14 protein-coding genes are annotated in these 16,779 nt (G+C 69.8%); 6 read left to right on the top strand and 8 right to left on the bottom strand.

The features are described from left to right. Positions 1 to 39 precede the first annotated feature (39 nt). The 4 genes from OG524_RS00415 to OG524_RS00400 form a co-directional block, all read right to left on the bottom strand. Positions 40 to 228, bottom strand: coding sequence for a LysR family transcriptional regulator (locus tag OG524_RS00415; protein WP_405385903.1), 189 nt, complete (start codon positions 226 to 228; stop codon positions 40 to 42). Positions 229 to 769: 541 nt separating this feature from the next. Then, a complete protein-coding gene (locus tag OG524_RS00410) occupies positions 770 to 2,020 on the bottom strand; it encodes an MFS transporter (RefSeq protein WP_405385901.1) in 1,251 nt (416 codons plus the stop codon). Between the two features lie 448 nt (positions 2,021 to 2,468). Further along, positions 2,469 to 3,728: an ATP-grasp domain-containing protein gene (locus OG524_RS00405; RefSeq protein ID WP_405385900.1), complete on the bottom strand. Its 1,260-nt coding sequence runs from the start codon at positions 3,726 to 3,728 to the stop codon at positions 2,469 to 2,471. A 273-nt stretch (positions 3,729 to 4,001) separates the two neighbouring features. Continuing rightward, positions 4,002 to 4,706 carry an SDR family NAD(P)-dependent oxidoreductase gene (locus OG524_RS00400; RefSeq protein WP_405385898.1) on the bottom strand — a complete coding sequence of 235 codons (705 nt, stop codon included), beginning with the start codon at positions 4,704 to 4,706 and terminating at the stop codon, positions 4,002 to 4,004. A gap of 79 nt (positions 4,707 to 4,785) precedes the next feature. Here OG524_RS00400 and OG524_RS00395 point away from each other — a divergent pair, with 79 nt between their 5' ends. Beyond that, positions 4,786 to 5,145, top strand: a complete 360-nt coding sequence (locus OG524_RS00395) for a winged helix-turn-helix transcriptional regulator (RefSeq protein ID WP_405385896.1) — start codon at positions 4,786 to 4,788, stop codon at positions 5,143 to 5,145. 41 nt (positions 5,146 to 5,186) lie between these two features. Next, positions 5,187 to 5,993 (top strand): alpha/beta fold hydrolase, encoded by an 807-nt coding sequence (locus OG524_RS00390; protein ID WP_405808487.1) that lies wholly within the window; start codon positions 5,187 to 5,189, stop codon positions 5,991 to 5,993. Positions 5,994 to 6,274: 281 nt separating this feature from the next. Here OG524_RS00390 and OG524_RS00385 read toward each other — a convergent pair whose 3' ends face one another. Then, entirely contained in the window at positions 6,275 to 6,706 is a 432-nt protein-coding gene (locus tag OG524_RS00385) for a LuxR C-terminal-related transcriptional regulator (RefSeq protein ID WP_405808485.1), read from the bottom strand. 999 nt (positions 6,707 to 7,705) lie between these two features. On the opposite strand from OG524_RS00385, the gene OG524_RS00380 reads away from it, so the two are divergent. Continuing rightward, positions 7,706 to 7,957: a hypothetical protein gene (locus OG524_RS00380; protein WP_405808483.1), complete on the top strand. Its 252-nt coding sequence runs from the start codon at positions 7,706 to 7,708 to the stop codon at positions 7,955 to 7,957. Between the two features lie 270 nt (positions 7,958 to 8,227). Here OG524_RS00380 and hisC read toward each other — a convergent pair whose 3' ends face one another. From hisC to OG524_RS00365, 3 genes are all read right to left on the bottom strand, one after another. Then, positions 8,228 to 9,295, bottom strand: coding sequence for a histidinol-phosphate transaminase (hisC, locus tag OG524_RS00375; protein WP_405808481.1), 1,068 nt, complete (start codon positions 9,293 to 9,295; stop codon positions 8,228 to 8,230). A gap of 136 nt (positions 9,296 to 9,431) precedes the next feature. Beyond that, positions 9,432 to 10,781: a 3-phosphoshikimate 1-carboxyvinyltransferase gene (aroA, locus tag OG524_RS00370; protein WP_405385886.1), complete on the bottom strand. Its 1,350-nt coding sequence runs from the start codon at positions 10,779 to 10,781 to the stop codon at positions 9,432 to 9,434. A 723-nt stretch (positions 10,782 to 11,504) separates the two neighbouring features. Beyond that, complete coding sequence (locus OG524_RS00365) at positions 11,505 to 12,008, bottom strand: flavin reductase family protein (RefSeq protein WP_405385884.1); 504 nt, start codon at positions 12,006 to 12,008, stop codon at positions 11,505 to 11,507. Positions 12,009 to 12,865: 857 nt separating this feature from the next. On the opposite strand from OG524_RS00365, the gene OG524_RS00360 reads away from it, so the two are divergent. The 3 genes from OG524_RS00360 (at position 12,866) to OG524_RS00350 (ending at position 16,613) form a co-directional block, all read left to right on the top strand. Further along, positions 12,866 to 14,107 carry an acetyl-CoA carboxylase biotin carboxylase subunit family protein gene (locus OG524_RS00360; protein WP_405808478.1) on the top strand — a complete coding sequence of 414 codons (1,242 nt, stop codon included), beginning with the start codon at positions 12,866 to 12,868 and terminating at the stop codon, positions 14,105 to 14,107. Positions 14,108 to 14,173: 66 nt separating this feature from the next. After that, entirely contained in the window at positions 14,174 to 15,265 is a 1,092-nt protein-coding gene (locus OG524_RS00355; protein ID WP_405385881.1) for a DUF1611 domain-containing protein, read from the top strand. A gap of 31 nt (positions 15,266 to 15,296) precedes the next feature. Beyond that, entirely contained in the window at positions 15,297 to 16,613 is a 1,317-nt protein-coding gene (locus OG524_RS00350; protein ID WP_405808476.1) for an acetyl-CoA carboxylase biotin carboxylase subunit family protein, read from the top strand. The last annotated feature ends 166 nt before the right edge of the window (positions 16,614 to 16,779 follow it).

Below are 16,779 nucleotides of genomic sequence, written 5' to 3'. Positions count from 1 at the left end.
GCGCAAGTGAAGTGAGAACCCGATGTTACTCACGCACGGCTACGGGCAAATTCCCCGTGCGGACTTCCCTGCTCCCGGACACACCTTGAGGGCCTTCCGATCCCGCTCGGCACGTGCCACCTGCCGGGTCACCGCGGCAGGGCTCAGCCCGAATGCGTGTGCGGCGCCGGTGAGCGAGCCGTGCCGTTCGACCACAGCGAACAGCCGCAACTGTCCAGGGCCTGGCATTCACTCATCTCAATTCCAGCCCCCTCTTCCTTCACTTCTCCAAATGCCCGTCGTGCGCCCGCCCGGCGCCCGGTGCGGGTGTTGCTGCCGTAGGGGTGTGAGCCGCCGGTGCGGCCCTCCCGCCGCACAGACTGCCGGATTCCGACAGGGCCAGGGCGTGCGGCGACCCTCCCGTGGGGAGGCCGGGAGGGGCGGCAGGCCCCGCCTGTGCCGTAGCAGGAAGGCGGGGCCGTTGCGGGATCCCGGTCTCGGGGGCGGTCCGGGTGCACGCGCGATCAGCATGGCACCGGAACCGGCCAATCAACAGGGGTGTGACCGGAAACAGTTGCTCCGTCGGTGGATGCCGCGCCACTACCGTGACGTGATCCCATGGGGAACCGACGCAGCGGGGCGGGAACGAGTACCAGGGCATGGCCGTTCCAGGAGCACGGAAGCCGGGGCGGTACAGCTGCCGGACACCCCGCGCCGCCCAGACCACCGCGTTGGGCAGTCCGGAGTCCCCACGCATGGCGGCTGCCGATCGGATACCGCCGAAAGACGGTCAGCCGGCGAGGTCCCTGCTGCCGCGCACCTTGCTGAAGAAGAGAGCCAGTGGTGCCAGGAAGGCGAGGACACAGCCGGCGAACAGGGCGCTCCGCGCCCCGAAGGTGTCGGCGGCGGCACCGCCCAGCAGCGCGCCTACCGGAATTGCCCCCCAGGTGAAGAAGCGGACCGAGGCTACGACGCGGGGCAGCAGAGTCGGCGGGGTGACGGTCTGGCGGTGGGTGCGGGTGAGGATGCTGAGGATGGTGATACCGGCCGCGAAACCGGCCTGGCCCAGGCTGAAGCAGAGAGCTGTCCCACTCGAGTTGGCCAGAGGCATGCACAGCGCGACAGCAGCTCCTGCGGTGGTTGCCGCCACCACGGTGCGTGCTGTACCGATCCTGGCTGCGAGGCGAGTGGTGATCGCGGCACCCGCCAGGGCTCCCACGCCGTCGCTGGCCAGTACGAGCCCTACTGTTCCCGCCGACAGACCGGCCGTGCGGACGAGGAAGACGGGCGCAAGGGCCAGTACCACGCCGGAGGAGAAGTTGAACGCAGTGGAAGCCATCACACATGGACGTATCACCGGGTGCTGCAGCACGAACTTCAGGCCCTCCTTGATCTGCTTCGTGAAGGGCTCGTGACTGCGCGCGGGAGGGCGGGATCCTCCGCCGGGTATTCGCCAGAACAGGGCTGCGGACAGTAGATAGCTGACCGCGTCGGCGAGGAGACTGGTGGCCGCACCCAGTGTCTGTACCAGAAGACCGCCGAGTGAGGGGCCGGCCAGCTGGGTTGTCGCCAGGGTTCCGGAAACGAGACTGTTGCGGGCCGTCAGCTCCTCCTTGCTGACAATGGAAGGGAGGTAGGCCGTGTTGGCGACATCGAAGATGATATTGGCCAGACTGATGAAGAGCCCGACCAGGACGAGCTGCGCGAGCGTCAGCACGTCCAGCCATGCCGCGACAGGGACTGAAGCGATCAAAGCAGCTCGGGCCAGGTCCATGGCTACCTGCAGCCACCGCATCGGGAAACGTTGCACGATCACGCCGGCCGGCAGCCCGATGAGGACCGCACCCGCATAGCTGGCAGCAGTGATGAGACCGACATCGAAGGCTGATGCGTCCAGCGCGACGAGGGCGGTCAGCGGCAGGGCGACGGCGGTAATGCCGGATCCTAAGCTGCTGGTGCCCGAGGCAGCCCAGAAATACCAGAATCCTGAGCGTGACGAGGAGCCGCTGTGCAGCGTGGCGCTCTGGGGGCCAGCCGTCATGACAGGATTCCAATCTGTTTTCTGGACCTAAAACGATTCGGCGTGACCAGCGTCCCTGCCGGGCGACCGTGCGAACTGCCGGACGAGTAACTTCCCGCTCCCGGAGAGTCCGTGGAAACTTTGGTGGGTAACTCTTCTGCGAATGGCGGTCCTTGCCGGGACCGGCACGCCCAGATGCTGCGCGGCGCTGTCCCGGCAGCAGGGTCCGTCTCGGCCTTCAGCGGTATCCCGGGACAAGTGGCCAGTCATGATCCCCGGGTCCCGCCCACCTGCATGTCCGGGCGGACCCGGCGCGGACGCCGCGAGAGGCGCATGAACGGGCCACAACGGGAGCCGATCAAGGGGCAGCTCCAGATCGACACACCCCCGCGAGCTCGCACATGCCGCCTTCAGCCGCCTTCAGCCGCCTTCGGGCGGCGGCACGGCGTCCGAAACCCACACGCGGTTATCAGACCGCCCCACTGCCCTGCGGACGCGCCCTGATCTGGAACTCCAGATGGGAGACGGCCTCCCGCGCGGCCGTCAGTGCGGCATCGGCGGTGTCTCCCAGCGCCCGGGCGGACGCCAGTCGCGAGTCGGAGTCGGCGAGTGCGCCGATCCCTGTGCCCGGCTCGGCGAGCACCTTCACCTCGGTCACGTCCGGTACGGCCACCGCCTTGTCCGTTCCGATGACCGCTTCGAGGACGCCGGCCGTGTCGACCGAGGCGAACCAGATCGACGAGGCACGCTTCGGCCGGTCCGCGGCGTCGAGGGCTGCCCGGATATCCGGCAGGACCTGCTCGCCCAGTGCCTGGCGGGCCGCGTAGTCGTTGATGTCGACACCGGTGGCGTCCATGGTCAGGTCGGGGATGCTGTCGCCGCCCACGCGGACGTGTGTCTCGATCAGCCGCGGGCCCCGGCTGGTGAGGACGACCTCGGTGTGCGTGGGCCCGTCGCACACACCGATGGACTCGAGTATCCGCGTCACGTACGACCTGATGTCCCGGCTCTGTTCGCCGGAGAGGTCGGCGGGTGATACGTGGCCGAGCTCGACGAACCTCACCGGGTCGGAGTACTTGCGGGTGATACCCACCACCTCGTGCTCACCGGACTCGGAGAACGCCTCGACGCTGAACTGCGGACCGTCGAAGAACTCCTCGACCAGCACGCCCGTGCCGGCCGGGCCCGGATCGCCTTCGCCGGCCCACTCCAAGGCGCGCTCCAGTTCGCTCTCGGAGGTGACCTTGCTGACTCCCGCGCTGCCCGCACTGGTCACCGGCTTCACGATGCACGGCAGACCGTGGCGGCGTACGAAGGTGCGCAGCTCGTCGAGGTCCTTCACCCGCGCCGAGGCTGTGCCGTCGATCCCCTTCTCACGCAGCCAGGCGCGCATCGCGGCCTTGTCGTGGGCCAGGTTCACGGTGTGCGGGCTGTGTGCGGGCAGTCCCAGGGTTTCCGCGATCGCCGCGTAGGGGAACTGGTCCGACTCGCCGAACGAGGCGATGCGGGTGAACGGATCGACCTTGTGCACGGCCATGGCCAGGTCGATCCATTCCTGCTCGGGAGCCTCCTTGCGCAGGCAGATGACCCGAGCGTTCCCACCGGGCTCGCGGATCCGGCCGATGTAGGTGATGTCGCAGATGACCGTGGTCCGCGTCCCGGGCCTGGCGCGGCGCAGGCGGGGGGGAAAATCGCGACCTGGGCCGACGACGAGAATGTGCTCGGACATGGTCTGTCTCCCTGGGTGACTGGTGTGAAGTGGTGGCCAGGCCTGTGCGAGAGCCGCGTGCCGGCCAGGAACGAAACCAGGGCGCCGGGTGTTCCGGGGCCGAGAAAAAAGGGGGGCCGGCCATGGCCGGGCCCGGGCCCGGCCATGTGCTGTCCGGCGTGAAGAACCGGAAAAGCGTTCTGCGGGACTGCCGCCTGCCGGCACAGGGGCGACTTCCGGATGCTGCCGGGCTTCTTCAGCCTCGCGAGCCCGAAAGCGCCCGGCAGCGGGGCATCAGCCGGATGTGTGGCGGGCGCCGCCCTCGATGTGGATCGTCTCGCCGGAGATGAAACCCGCACGAAGAAGCCACATCACCGCCTCGACGACATCGTCACTCTCGCCGTGGCGTCCGACGAACGTCCTGGCCGCGCTCTTGCTCAACAGGGCGGCCTTCTTGTCACCGAGGCGGTCCCATGCGCCCGAGTCCACGACACCGGGCGAGACGGCATTGACCCGTACCGGCGCCAGATCCGCCGCCAGGTGGCGCGCGGCGTACTCGACCGCACCGTTGGTGACCCCCTTGACGAGTGATCCCGGCCCGGGCCGCCAGCCGACGACACCGGAGAACAGCACCATCGACCCGGTCGGCCGCAGCACCGGCGCGAAGTGCTTGGCCACCAGCATCGGGCCGACCACCTTCGCCGTGAACGCAGCCAGCAGCTTGTCCCGGTCCAGCTCGGTCGCGCGAACATCGTGCGGCGCCGAAGCGGTCGTCACGATGTGGTCGATCCCGTCCTTCAGCCGTTCCGCCGCAGCCGCGAGCGTCGACTCGTCCTGCAGGTCGACCCGCACCGCTGTGGCGCCGATCTCGCTCGCCAGCACCTCGGCCGCAGCCAGATCGCGGGCACCGACGACAACGTCGTACCCGTCCTTCACCGCACGCCTCGCGACGGCCGCGCCGAGCGCCCGTGCACCGCCGATCACCAGGATCCGTTCCATGCGTCCCACTCCCTCTCGTACGATCGGGTACAACGGTATGGATTTGATACCGGTATCTTCAACGAAACTGGGAGCAGCGATGGGTACGGCGTACAACGTGATGGCAGCGACCTGCCCGAGCCGCACGGTGCTGCACCGCATCGGCGCCCGCTGGACCGTGTTCGTCGTCAACGCCCTCGACGGCGGACCCCGCCGCTTCAGCGAACTGAAGGGGCATATCCGGGGCATCACCTCGAAGGCCCTGACCGAGACCCTGCGCTCGCTGGAAGCCGACGGTCTGATCAGCCGCCACGAGTACGAGGAGAACCCGCCCCGCGTCGAGTACGCCCTGACACCACTGGGCCGCTCCCTGCTCATCCCGCTCCGCGCCGTACGGGTCTGGGCCGAAAAGCATGTCCCGGACATCGAGATGGCCCGAACCCGCCAGCCGAACCTCTGACCCACGCGCCGCCGCCCCGCGTGCCCGCCCGAAGGACATCGATGACAAAACACGACCGGACGGCCCCGGTCTTCGCCCGCGCCCAGGACGGCACCGCATTGGCGTACCAGCACCACGGGGAGGGGCCGCCGCTGGTGCTGCTCGCCGGGCAGGCGAACGACCATCACTGGTGGGACGGCGTGCGTGAGGACTTCCACACCGTGCGCTCCACCGTCACCCTGGACCTGCGCGGCACGGGCGACAGCGACAAGCCCGAAGGGCCGTACTCCATCGGCCAGTTCGCGGACGACGTCGTCGCGGTCCTGGACGCGCTCGGTATCACGCGCGCCGACGTGTACGGCACCTCGATGGGCGGCCGGGTCGCGCAGTCGCTCGCGATCCGCCACCCCGAGCGCATCCGCCGGCTGGTCCTGGGCTGCACCTCCCCGGGCGGTCCGCACGCCGTGGAACGCGACGCATCAATACGGCGGTCCCTCGCACAGCCGGACACGGAGGCTGTACGCCGGGTGCTGGCCGACCTGATGTACTCGCCCCTCTGGCGGGCCACGCACCCCGGCCCCTACCGCACCCTCGGCGACCCGCGGATGCCCGCCCACGCGCGCCGCGGCCACCTCGTCGCCAGCAACGCGCACGACACCTGGAACGAACTGCCGCGCATCGCGGCACCCACCCTGATCCTCCACGGCGACCAGGACCGGCTGACCCCGCCGGACAACCTCCCGCTGCTCGCCTCCCGTATCCCCGGTGCCCGCACCCACCTCTTCCCGGGCGCCCGGCACGCCTACTTCGAGGAGTGCCGGGACGAGGCGGGGGACATGGTGCGGAGGTTCCTCGTCGAGGAGGCGTGAGGGTGAGCGGCAGTACCCTCCCCCCGACCGGCGCGTACGCCGGGGCTCGGGCCGTGGTCCGGTGCGGGCCGCGCAGAAGACCCGGCCGACGGTGACGGGGGAGAACGGGGGTCTCGGCGGGGAGGGCCAGGGGGCGGGCCGGATCCGGCGCTGTCCGCACTCGGCGATGTGGCTGCGGAGGTTCCCCACGGACAGGGAACACGGAGACCACCCTCTCCTCGCGGCGTGGAGTCACGTGCCGTACGCATCGCGATCGAGGCCCCGGAGAAGGGGTCGGCCACTCAGGAAGCGAGGCCGACGTGCCGGGCGTAGAGGGCGGCCTGAGTGCGGTGGGTGGCGCCGATCTTGAAGTAGATACTGCTGAGATGGTTCTTCACGGTCTTCTCGGATATGTCGAGCCGCCGGGAGATGAGCCGGTTGCTCAGCCCCTGGGCCAGCAGGCCGAGTACGCCCCGCTCGCGTGCGGTGAGGGCGGAGCCGGCCGACGGAGCCGCTCCCCCGGAATCGTTCAGGCCGACGTGCCGGGCGTAGAGGGCGGCCTGAGTGCGGTGGGTGGCGCCGATCTTGAAGTAGATACTGCTGAGATGGTTCTTCACGGTCTTCTCGGATATGTCGAGCCGCCGGGAGATGAGCCGGTTGCTCAGCCCCTGGGCCAACAGGCCGAGTACATCCAACTCCCGGTAGGTGAGTCTTACGGCCGGTGCTTCTTCCACGTTTTGCCTCCACCTTGCTTCTCTCGAAGGGCATGAGAAAAAACGTCCAAAGGACTTCATTCACGCGGAACCCGAAGTTTCAGGAGTCCGGGCGCGGCGGCTCCGGGCGCCGGCAGGGCGGTAGCCTCGCTTCCGGCCTCCTGCGGTCAAGCTATGCCTTACGTCGGCCCGTTGCTCGCACAGTCGTGCAGGTCATCAGCCAGGCTTGAGCGGATTCAGGCCGCGCCTCGAGCGAGCCTCAAGCGGGGGGTGCGGCCGCCGGTCAGATGCGTGCCGCTTTGCCATCACGTCATTGATTCTTCGCGGCGTTGCCACTACCGGCCTGCGAACGATGTGGTGTGCGCACACAGGGAAGGTCGGATTGACGTCATGCCTGTAGGTGCTTTCCGGTGATCTGCTGGGATCGGCTCGGTAGAAAGAGCCGGCCGGCCGGTGTCTGTCCGGGCGAGGGGAGAGCGGTGTGCCGGCGGCCTCGCCCGGAGCTGTTCAACAGCCCGGAGAGGTGCCCTCGATGAGCGCGACGCATACCTGTCGTTCCTTCTGGTGCCCCCTGTACGCGAACGCAGGTGCCGCCCGCGACGGCGGCGGAAGGAACGGTGCGCACATCGATCCGGCACGGCGGACCGAACTTCCCGTAGCTGCTGCCGCACAAGCCCGAAGCGCGCCGGGCGGGCCGGCGCGGGAACAGCGACGGATGACAGGGTCCGGCCGAGCTGCCGACGCCGACGAGACCGCCGCCGCCCGGTGCACGATCCCCGAACACGCCTGCCTGCCCCCGCCGGGTTGTGCCTGACGAGGCAGGGGACCTGCCGTCCTGTACCGCTGCCGAAGGCAGGGGCATGGCATCCGCCGACGGGGTGTCCGGCGGCTACCTCCTGGCCGAGGCGTCCGGCGGCCGGCCGCGGGCGACGCCCGTCGCCACCGGCGGTGAAGCACCGATCGCCCTGGAGGCCCGCGCCATCCACGCGGGCGGGGGCACTCGCGACCCGTGTCGTGTCGATGCTCTGTCTCAAGCGGTTCCAGGACCCGGACCAAGGCGAGGACCCGGACCAAGGCGAGGACCAGGACCAGGGCGAGGACCAGGACCAGGACCAGGACCAGGGCGAGGACGAGAACCAGGACCAGGGCGAGGACCCGGACCAGGACCCGGACCCGGACCAGGACCAGGACCAGGGCGAGGACCAGGACCAGGACCAGGACCAGGGCGAGGACGAGAACCAGGACCAGGACCAGGGCGAGGGCGAGGGATGACAACGGACATGCGAAGCGGCTCTTCGGCACGTCCGTAAAGCCGGTCAACCGGCGAGGCGGGCAGCGCGCCCGGCCGGTACGCCTCGTGGGCCGCCGTGGCGAGGCGGTGAGCATGGAGGACTTCGGTGCACCGGCGCCCTTCCGGACGCCGCACGAGCAGTTCGGCCCGACCGCGCCGCGGCCACTGCCCGCTCCGGCCCCGACCGACGGACCCGGTCCGACCCGCCTTCTGCGCTCCCCTTCCGGGACGCGGGGTCCGCGACGGGGGCCTCACACCCGCCAGTCACCCGCGATCTTCAGCAGATGGTCGTTCTCCTCGGGAGTACCGATGGTGATCCGCACCCCCTCGTCGCCGAAGGGGCGCACCATGACTCCCGCCGCCTCGCACATGCCGGCGAACGCCCGCGTGTGCGAACCGAGGCGCAGCCAGACGAAGTTGGCCTGGCTGTCGGGAACGCTCAAGCCCGCGGCCCGCAGCGCACGGGTGACCCGGGCGCGCTCGGCCACCAAGGTCTGTACCCGCTCCAGCAGCTCGGGTCCCGCGTTCAGCGACGCCCGCGCGGCGGCCTGGGCGAGCCCGCTGACACCGAACGGCACGGCGCAGGCCCGCAGCGCGGCCGCGACCGGCGGATGCGCGACCGCGTAGCCGACACGCAGTCGCGCCAGCCCGTACGCCTTGGAGAAGGTGCGCAGAACGGCGACGTTGGGACGGTCGCGGTAGAACCCGATGCCGTCGGGTACATCGGTGTCGTCGACGAACTCGCGGTACGCCTCGTCGAGCACCACCAGCACGTGGCCGGGCACCCGGTCCAGGAAGCGCGTGAGCTCACCGCGGTGCACGGCCGTGCCGGTCGGGTTGTTGGGGTTGCACACGAGGATCAGGCGGGTGCGGTCCGTCACCGCATCGGCCATGGCCTCCAGATCGTGCCGCTCCTCACGCAGCGGAATCTGCACAGGAGTTGCCCCGGTGGCCCAGGTGAGCTGCGGGTACGCATCGAACGAGCGCCAGGCGAAGAGGACCTCGTCCCCTTCGCCGGCCGCGGCGCGCAACAGGTCCCGGGTGACCCCGAGGGATCCGGTGCCGGGCACGAGGTGCTCCGGGGGCACTGCGAGGACTGCGGACAGTTCCGCGACCAGTTCACTGTTCGTCGGATCGGGGTAGCGGTTGACGCGCCCCAGCTCCTCGCGCATCGCGGCGACGACCGACGGCAGCGGGGGATAGGGGTTCTCGTTCGATGACAGCTTGTCCACCAGGTCGCTGGGAGCACTCCGGCCGGGGACGTAGCGAGGCAACCCGGAGACATCGGCGCGCAGCCGGGGGGCAGGTGCAGGGGGCATCGACGGAACTTCCTGAATGGGGGACGCGGACGGTCGTGCGGGGGCGCCGTTCATCAGGGGCCCCGGGGCCCCGCGCCGCGACGCGACGGGGCGCGCGGGCCTGGGAACCAGCCCGCGCGCCCCGTCGCTGCCAGGGTCAGCCGACGGCCTCAGCGGGCGCCTTCACCTCTTCGACGGCCTCGGTTCGTACGCCTGCCTCGGCGAACTCCTCCAGGAAGGTGGGGAAGGACAGCCGGACGTCCTCGAAGCCCGAGAACCGGTTGGCGGACTGCATCCGCAGGCCTGCCACGAACAGCGACATGAAGATGCGGTGGTCGCCCCAACTGGACAGCGTCACTCCGCCGGGATACGTCCCCGCTCCGCGGACCTCGAAGCCGTCGCAGATCCCGTCGTCGTACAGAACCTCGATGTCCACGCCCGCGCGGGTCAGTTCGGCGGCCATGGCCTCGATGCGTGACGCCTTGTGGAAGCGGGTGAGGCGTCCGCCGGTCACCCGCAGGCTGCCCTGCACGTACGCCCCGAGGGCGGCGAGCGTGGGCACGATGTTGGGGCAGTCCCGCACATCCACCTCGAAGGTGCCGCGCAGGCTGCCCGGCGGGTTGTCGACGATCAGTGACGAGGTCTCCTGGTCGAAGGTGACGCTCACCCCGAGCTGCCGCAGGATCGGGACGATCGCGAACTCGCCCTGCATGCTGTCGCCGTACACGTTGCTCAGGACGGTCCGGCCCGGGAAGAGCGCGGCCGCGGCCAGCAGGTACGACGCCGAGGTGTAGTCCTCGCGCACGGTGACGTCCATGGCCTGGTAGGTGGAGGGCTCCACCTGGTAGTGACGCATGTCGTCCGACGCGGAGACCTTGATACCCGCGTCAGTCAGGCTCGCCAGCGTCTGCCGGATGTAGGACTGGGAATAGACCTCGCCCGTCACCTCGATCTCCACCGGGCCTTCGGCCAGCGGCGCGGCGAACAGGATGGCAGTGATGAACTGCGAGCTGATGTCGCCCGGGAGCCGGCAGGTGCCGCCCTTCAGGCCGCGTCCCCAGTTGATGACCGGGGCCTTGTTCTCGCTGACGATCGACTCGATGTCCGCGCCGAGTTCGCGCAGCGCCTCCAGCAGAGGCTCCATCACGCGGTTGCGCAGGGTCGCGTCGCCCGTCACCACGACCGGCGACGGCTGTACGGAAGCCAGCGCCGTCACGACGCGGAACACCAGACCCGAGCCGCGGGACTGGATGACCCGCCCGATGCGCGGGAACGACTGCCCGATGCCCTGGATCTCCAGGTACCCGTCGTGCTCGGTTATCTTGGCACCGAAGGCACGGCAGGCGTTCTTCATGGTCTCCGTCTCATCGCAACGGAGATCATTGAAAACTCGTGACGTGCCCTCGGCCAACGTGCCGGTCAGAATTGCCCGTTGCGTCTCCGGTTTCGAAGAAGGGACGCGGAACGTTCCGGAAAAAGAATCAACCGGATCAACCCTCAGCAGCATCCTCGTATCTCCTGTTTCCCATCATTCGCCGTCTGATGCTTTTGCAAGCGATGTCGCTTTGACGTCCGGGCCGGCGGTATCCACGGAGCGAGAACATGTCATCCCACCGCTTGGCGATTCGATGCCGGGCGGCAGTTCGGGGAAAGCCTCCTGGCGTGCACGGCAGCCCTCATCCGACGGTGGGGGCGCCCTATGAATTCTGTGTCCCGTGATGCGTGCGGGCAATAGGTCCATCTGCCCATGGCATTTCCGGCATAAAGGGGTCCGGACCCCCCTCGTGCCGCCGGGAGTGCTGCCACGCCGGCGGACAGGAGATAACCCTGGCCGGGGTGGGGGAGGGGGCGGTGGCCGGTGGGTGGGGCGTGGCGGGCAGCGCCCGAGGATTTTCCGGCACACCCGATCCACCCGGGCCACCGGGGGAATGGTCCGGAAGGCCGGCCGCGCGAGTGGAGCCGGCAAGGGGCCGGACGGGCCGTCGCGCCCTGCGGAGACCCTCGCTGCCGCAGGGGAGGACCGCCTCCCGGCTGGGCGCTGGCACCCGGGCGTGCCGGAAGGCTGAAGAGCGCCCTGCCGGCGCAGGCCGCAGGGCACGCGCCTGACGTGCCGGCCGTGGTCGCGGCAGGGGCTGCTCGTGCTGGTTCGTCGGCATCGTGCGGAGCGGTCCGCACGGGGCGGGGCAGCAGCCCGGGCCTGATGCTGCTGGGCATCCCGGCCGGCTTTCCCTCAGGCCAGGAACCGGAAGGACTGCTTGTAATAGACCATCGGGGCCCCCGCGTCCCCACCCAGGCGCGCACCCGCCACCCGGCCGATCAGGATCGTGTGGTCCCCGGCCGGATACCGGGCGTGCACCTCACAGTCCAGCTCGGCCAGTGCGCCCGCGACAGCCGGCAGCCCTCCGGGCGTGCGGGACAGGCCGTCCGATGCGAACTTGTCGGCACCTTTGGTCGCGAACTGCACTGCCAGCGGCTTGTGTTCGGTGCCCAGCACGCTCACCGCGAAGTGCTCGCAGGAAGTGAACGCCGCGTAGGAGTCGGCTGAGTTCGCCAGACAGACCAGGATCAGCGGCGGGCCCAGCGACACCGAACAGAACGAACTGGCCGTGAAGCCGCGCGGCACCCCGTCGTCGCCCAGAGTCGTCACGACCACGACCCCGGCTGCGAAACGGGCCATCGCAGCCCGGAAGTCCTCGGAGCTCGCCCGTCGTACCGTCTGCGTCGCTTCCGTCATGGCAGTACACCACCTGTCCTGCGAAATTCAGTCCGGTTTCGAAGCCCAGCTGCAGGGCGTGTCCACGCCGCACGCGGCACGGGCGATATCCGCGGAGCGAGTACACGACATCCCACCGCTCGGCGCCTCGATGTCGGGGCGGCAGTTCGGGGAAACCCTCCTGGCGCGCACGACAGCCCCTCCTCCGGCGGCGGGGGGCGCGATAGGGATTCTGTGTCCCGTGCGGGCCACGGGCAATAGGTCCATCTGCCCATGGCGTTCACGGCAGGAAAAGGGGGGGTCCGGGCCTCTTTGTGCCGCCGAGGTGCTCGGTGAATCACCCGGGCCGGCGGGCGGGCCGTCATCAACGCAGCGCACTCGTCAAAGGGGGGGGGACCCCCCGGGGAGGGGGTGTGCTCCTCCTTCCCGGCCCAGAGTCCGGCCCGGCCGGGAACGCGGCGGTGTGGAACCAGCAGGGCCGGTGTCCCGGCAGCCGCCGTCCGCGACCACCGTGGTCCTGGCCGACGGCGGCTTCGGCGCCGGACGGTTCCCTGGCTTGCGGCTGCGTCATCGGCGACCCGGTGGTCGGTCGGGCAGCACCCGGTCCTCCGGCGGCAGGCTCCAACGGCCGCCCCTGCGAAGGCTCGAGCACCAGCCCGGACAGCACGTGGCCGGGTGCCCGCAGCGCCGGGGCGCTGGGACGTAGGTCCTATTCTGACCAGGCCGGTCCCGTGCGAGGCTGAGGCAGCGCGATCAACACGTTGGGGGCCGTTCCCGGGATTCAGGTTCGGGTTCATTCTTCGGTTCCCAAAGGCCCGCCGCCGCCGTCAACCGGCCGGGCGCTTCCATGCCTCCTGTGAACCGTGAGGACGATATCCATGTCCGGCGCAATCCTGTTCTTGAACCGCTGGCCCTTGTACGAGGACGAGCGGCGCTGGGAGAACCGCCTCGCCGCTCCCGAGATCGTCTTCTGCCCTCAGACCGACCGCGTCACGTACATCTGCGACGAGGGCGGCCGCAGTGCCGTGCCCGCCGACGCCGAACGGGTCCACGTCGTGGCGGACTTCGGCGATCTGGAAGGTGTGCTGGGGACCGTCGACGCCGTCGTTCGCGACGAAGGCCCCTTCGACCACGTCATCGGCTTCTCCGAAATGCTCCTCGACCTCGCGGCGACCCTGCGCGAGCGGTACGGCATCCCGGGCTCCAGCACCGAGGAGACCTCCCGGTTCCGCGACAAGACCGTCATGAAGGAGACGCTGTCGCGGGCAGGCCTTCGCGTGCCGCGCTGGGCTTCCTGCCGCACCGAGGACCAGATCCTCGCGGCGGCCGAGGAGTTCGGCTACCCCGTGATCGTCAAACCGGTGCGAGGAGCCTCCAGCCAGGGTGTGCGCGAGATCGCCTCGGCCGGGGAACTGCGGGCCCTGTGCGCCGAACAGAGCCTGCACGACCTCGAGATCGAGGAGTTCGTACAGGGCGAGATCCTGCACGTCGACGGCGTCCTGGACGCCGCCGGCAAACCGCTGTTCCTGTGCACCTCGCGCTACGTCTCCACCTGCCTGGACTTCGAGCTCCTGGGTGAGCCGCTCGGCTCCGTCTTCCAGACGGACCCCGCGGTGCGCGGCCGCTGCGAGGACTTCGCCGTGCGCTGCCTGACCGCGCTCGGCCTGCGGAGCTCCGCCTTCCACCTCGAACTCTTCGACACCGGCGACGAGCTGGTGTTCCTGGAGGTCGGCGCCCGGGTGCCGGGCGCCGACGTGCCCTACGTCATCCACGACGTCCACGGCGTGAATCTCTTCCGGCTGTGGACCGACGTGCTGCTCGGCCGCCCGGTGGACCCGCCGCTCCCCGACCCGGAGCAGAGCGGCGGCTGGCTGATCATCCCAGGCCCCAGGCCGCTGCCCCAGAAGATCACCGAAGCCACCTCGCTGCTGGGTGAAGTCCCCTACGTGTACCGGGAACTGGTGCCCCGGGCGGGCGAGGTCCTGGTCTCCCGCCCCGGCTCGTACGCCACGCTCCAAGGAGGCCGCTTCCTTTTCCGGGGCGGCACCCAGGAACAGATCGAACAGGCCGTGAGCCAGGCACGGGCGCAGTACCGCCTGACGACCGAGCCCGTCCCGTAGACCGCCAGACCGCCCGAACCATCTCATGCCATCGGCAACCGAACCGTCGAATCCGTGGAGGAAGACGTGGATCAGAGCCACGCGAAGCTAGCCGACAAGAACTTCGTGCTGTTCGCCGAGGGGTGCTTCGGACTCTTCACCAGCAAGATCGCCGCCTCGCTGATCCGCTACCGCGGGGACCGCTGCGTCGCAGTGATCGACAGCCGCAAGGCCGGCCAGACCGTCCAGGACGTCCTCGGCTACGGCGGTGCGATCCCGATCGTCGGCCGCGTCGAGCACGCTCTGCACCTGCACCCCGAGGTCATGGTCATCGGCAAGGGCCTGCATTCCGTCGAGCTGCCCTCCGGGTGGAAGCCGCACATCCTCGCGGCCGTCGACAACGGCCTCCACCTGATCAACTCGATCCACTACCGCCTCGCCGACGACCCGGACATCGCCCGTGCCGTCCGTGACAAGGGCATCACCGTCTGGGAGACCAAGGACGCCCCGACCGTGCCGCTCAACAGGGCCCGCGTCCTGGACCTGGACACCTGGGTCGTCCACACCTGCGGCAGCGACTCCAACATCGGCAAGAAGACCGCCGCCCTGGAGATCTGGAAGGAGGCCAACCGCAGCGGCATCCCCACCGGTTTCGCCGCCACGGGTCAGAGCGGCATGCTGATCTCCGGCCACGGCATCGCGGTCGACGGCGTGGCCGGCGACTTCATGGGCGGCGCCGTCGAACAGGTCGTCATGGAGGCCGCCGCCGGCAACGAATGGGTCGTCGTCGAGGGCCAGGGCTCCCTCAACCACATCGGGTTCAGCGGCGTCGCCCTCGCCATCCTGCACGGCTCCCTGCCGCACGCCCTGGTCTTCTGTCACCGCCTGGGCGCCGAGCGCACCAAGGTCTGGGAGACGCCCATCATCCCCATCCCCGAGCTCATCCGCATGAACGAAGAGCTCACCGTCTTCGAACGGCCCGCCAAGGTCGCCGCCGTCAGCGTCAACAGCGTCGGCTTCACCGAGGAGGAGTACCGCCGCGAGGCCGAGAAGCTGGAGGCCGAAACCGGACTGCCTGTCGTCGACCCGGTCCGTGAGGGCGGCGCCGGCCGGCTCGTGGACATCCTGCGCGCCCACCAGCGCGAGACCGCCGGCCGGCAGCCGGTCCGGCAGCGCTGAGGGCGGCCCGGAACCCGGAGGAGATGCACAGATGAAGAGAGCAATCCTGCTCCTCATGCACCAAGGCAAGTCGTACACCGAGGAGATCGCCGCGGCCACCGCCGGGCTCGGCCTGCACCTGGTCGCCCTCAGCTCCCGGCCGCGCAAGCCGGGGGTCCTGCAGGAGAGCCGCCGCCACGTGGCGGACTGCGTGGTCACCGAGGAATCCGAACTGGGCTCCGGTGACGTCGACAAGGCCGTCCGCGAACTCGCCGACCGGGGCTACCGGGTCGAGGCCGCCCTCGCCACCTTCGAGGGCTACCGGCTCCTGATGGCCGAGCTCAACGAGCGGCTCGGCGCACGGGACTGCGCCGAACCCGCGTTGCGCCTGTGCCTGGACAAGTACGAACTGCGCCGCTACCTCTTCGCCGAGGGACTGAGCGAGGTCGGCGTCCACCGGATCACCCCCGGTGTGACACCCGAACTCGACCCGTCCACACGCTGGTTCGTCAAGCCGGTGCGCGGTGCCTCGTCCTTCGCGACCTTCGTCCTGGACAACATCGACGACCTCGCCGACCTGCCCGCGATCCAGGAGCAGATGCGCGCCGACCGGTCCATGAAGGCGATCTTCATGGACCGGTACGACTTCCTCGTCGAGGAGTACGTCGAGGGCCCGGAGTTCAGCTTCGAGACGTTCGTCCTCGACGGCCGGATCCACCACCTGTGCGTCCACGAGAAGGCCCGCGTGGAACGCCTGGAGCGGACCACCCTGGAGGGGATGTCGGTCAGCCCGCCCGTCAGCCTGGACCGTGACCTCGTCCTGGAGGGAGCCGACCACGTCACCCGCTGCCTCACCGCGCTGGCGGAGCACGGACTGACCGCCGGCGCCTTCCACATCGAGGTCAAGTACTGGAAGTCGAAGAAGCGCTGGGAGATCATCGAGATCAACCCGCGGATGGGCGGCAGCCTCATCAACGCCAGCGTCCAGACCGTCACCGGGCACTCCCTCCTCGACCTGTGGACCGAGTCCCTGCTGCTGCCCGACGGCGAGCGGGACGCCTTCCACGACCGGCTCACCCGCGCCTCCCAGGTGGAGGCCCTGCGCACCGGCGCGGCCACCCGGGCGACCGTGTTCCTCAGCAAGTACGGGGAGAAGGGGCGGACCGTCGACGCGATCCGCTTCGAGCCGCCCACCCGCCCGCCCCGCATCCTGCGCGTCCACGTGGCGCAGGGAACTCAACTCGAAGCTTCCGACCGGGGGATCTGCCTGATGGACGCCCTGTGGGACGTGGCGGCCGACGACCTCGACGCCGAGACCGACTTCCTCGACCGGCACGCCACGGACCATTTCCACGTCCGCTACCGCTGACCGCTGGCCGCGCCGGCCCGGTCCTGGACCGGACCCGCACGCGCGCGGCAGACCGAAGATCCGGGCCGCCCTCCCGCGGCCCGGCTGCGAGAACCCCGCCCGAACCCGGGGCCGCCGAGCAGATCACCGGCGACCCGTCCACCGCCGCGCCGGGCGGCACACCTTT

Source organism: Streptomyces sp. NBC_01520 (assembly GCF_045040375.1).
Lineage (GTDB): Bacteria > Actinomycetota > Actinomycetes > Streptomycetales > Streptomycetaceae > Streptomyces.
This window is presented reverse-complemented; position numbering and strand designations above follow the sequence as displayed.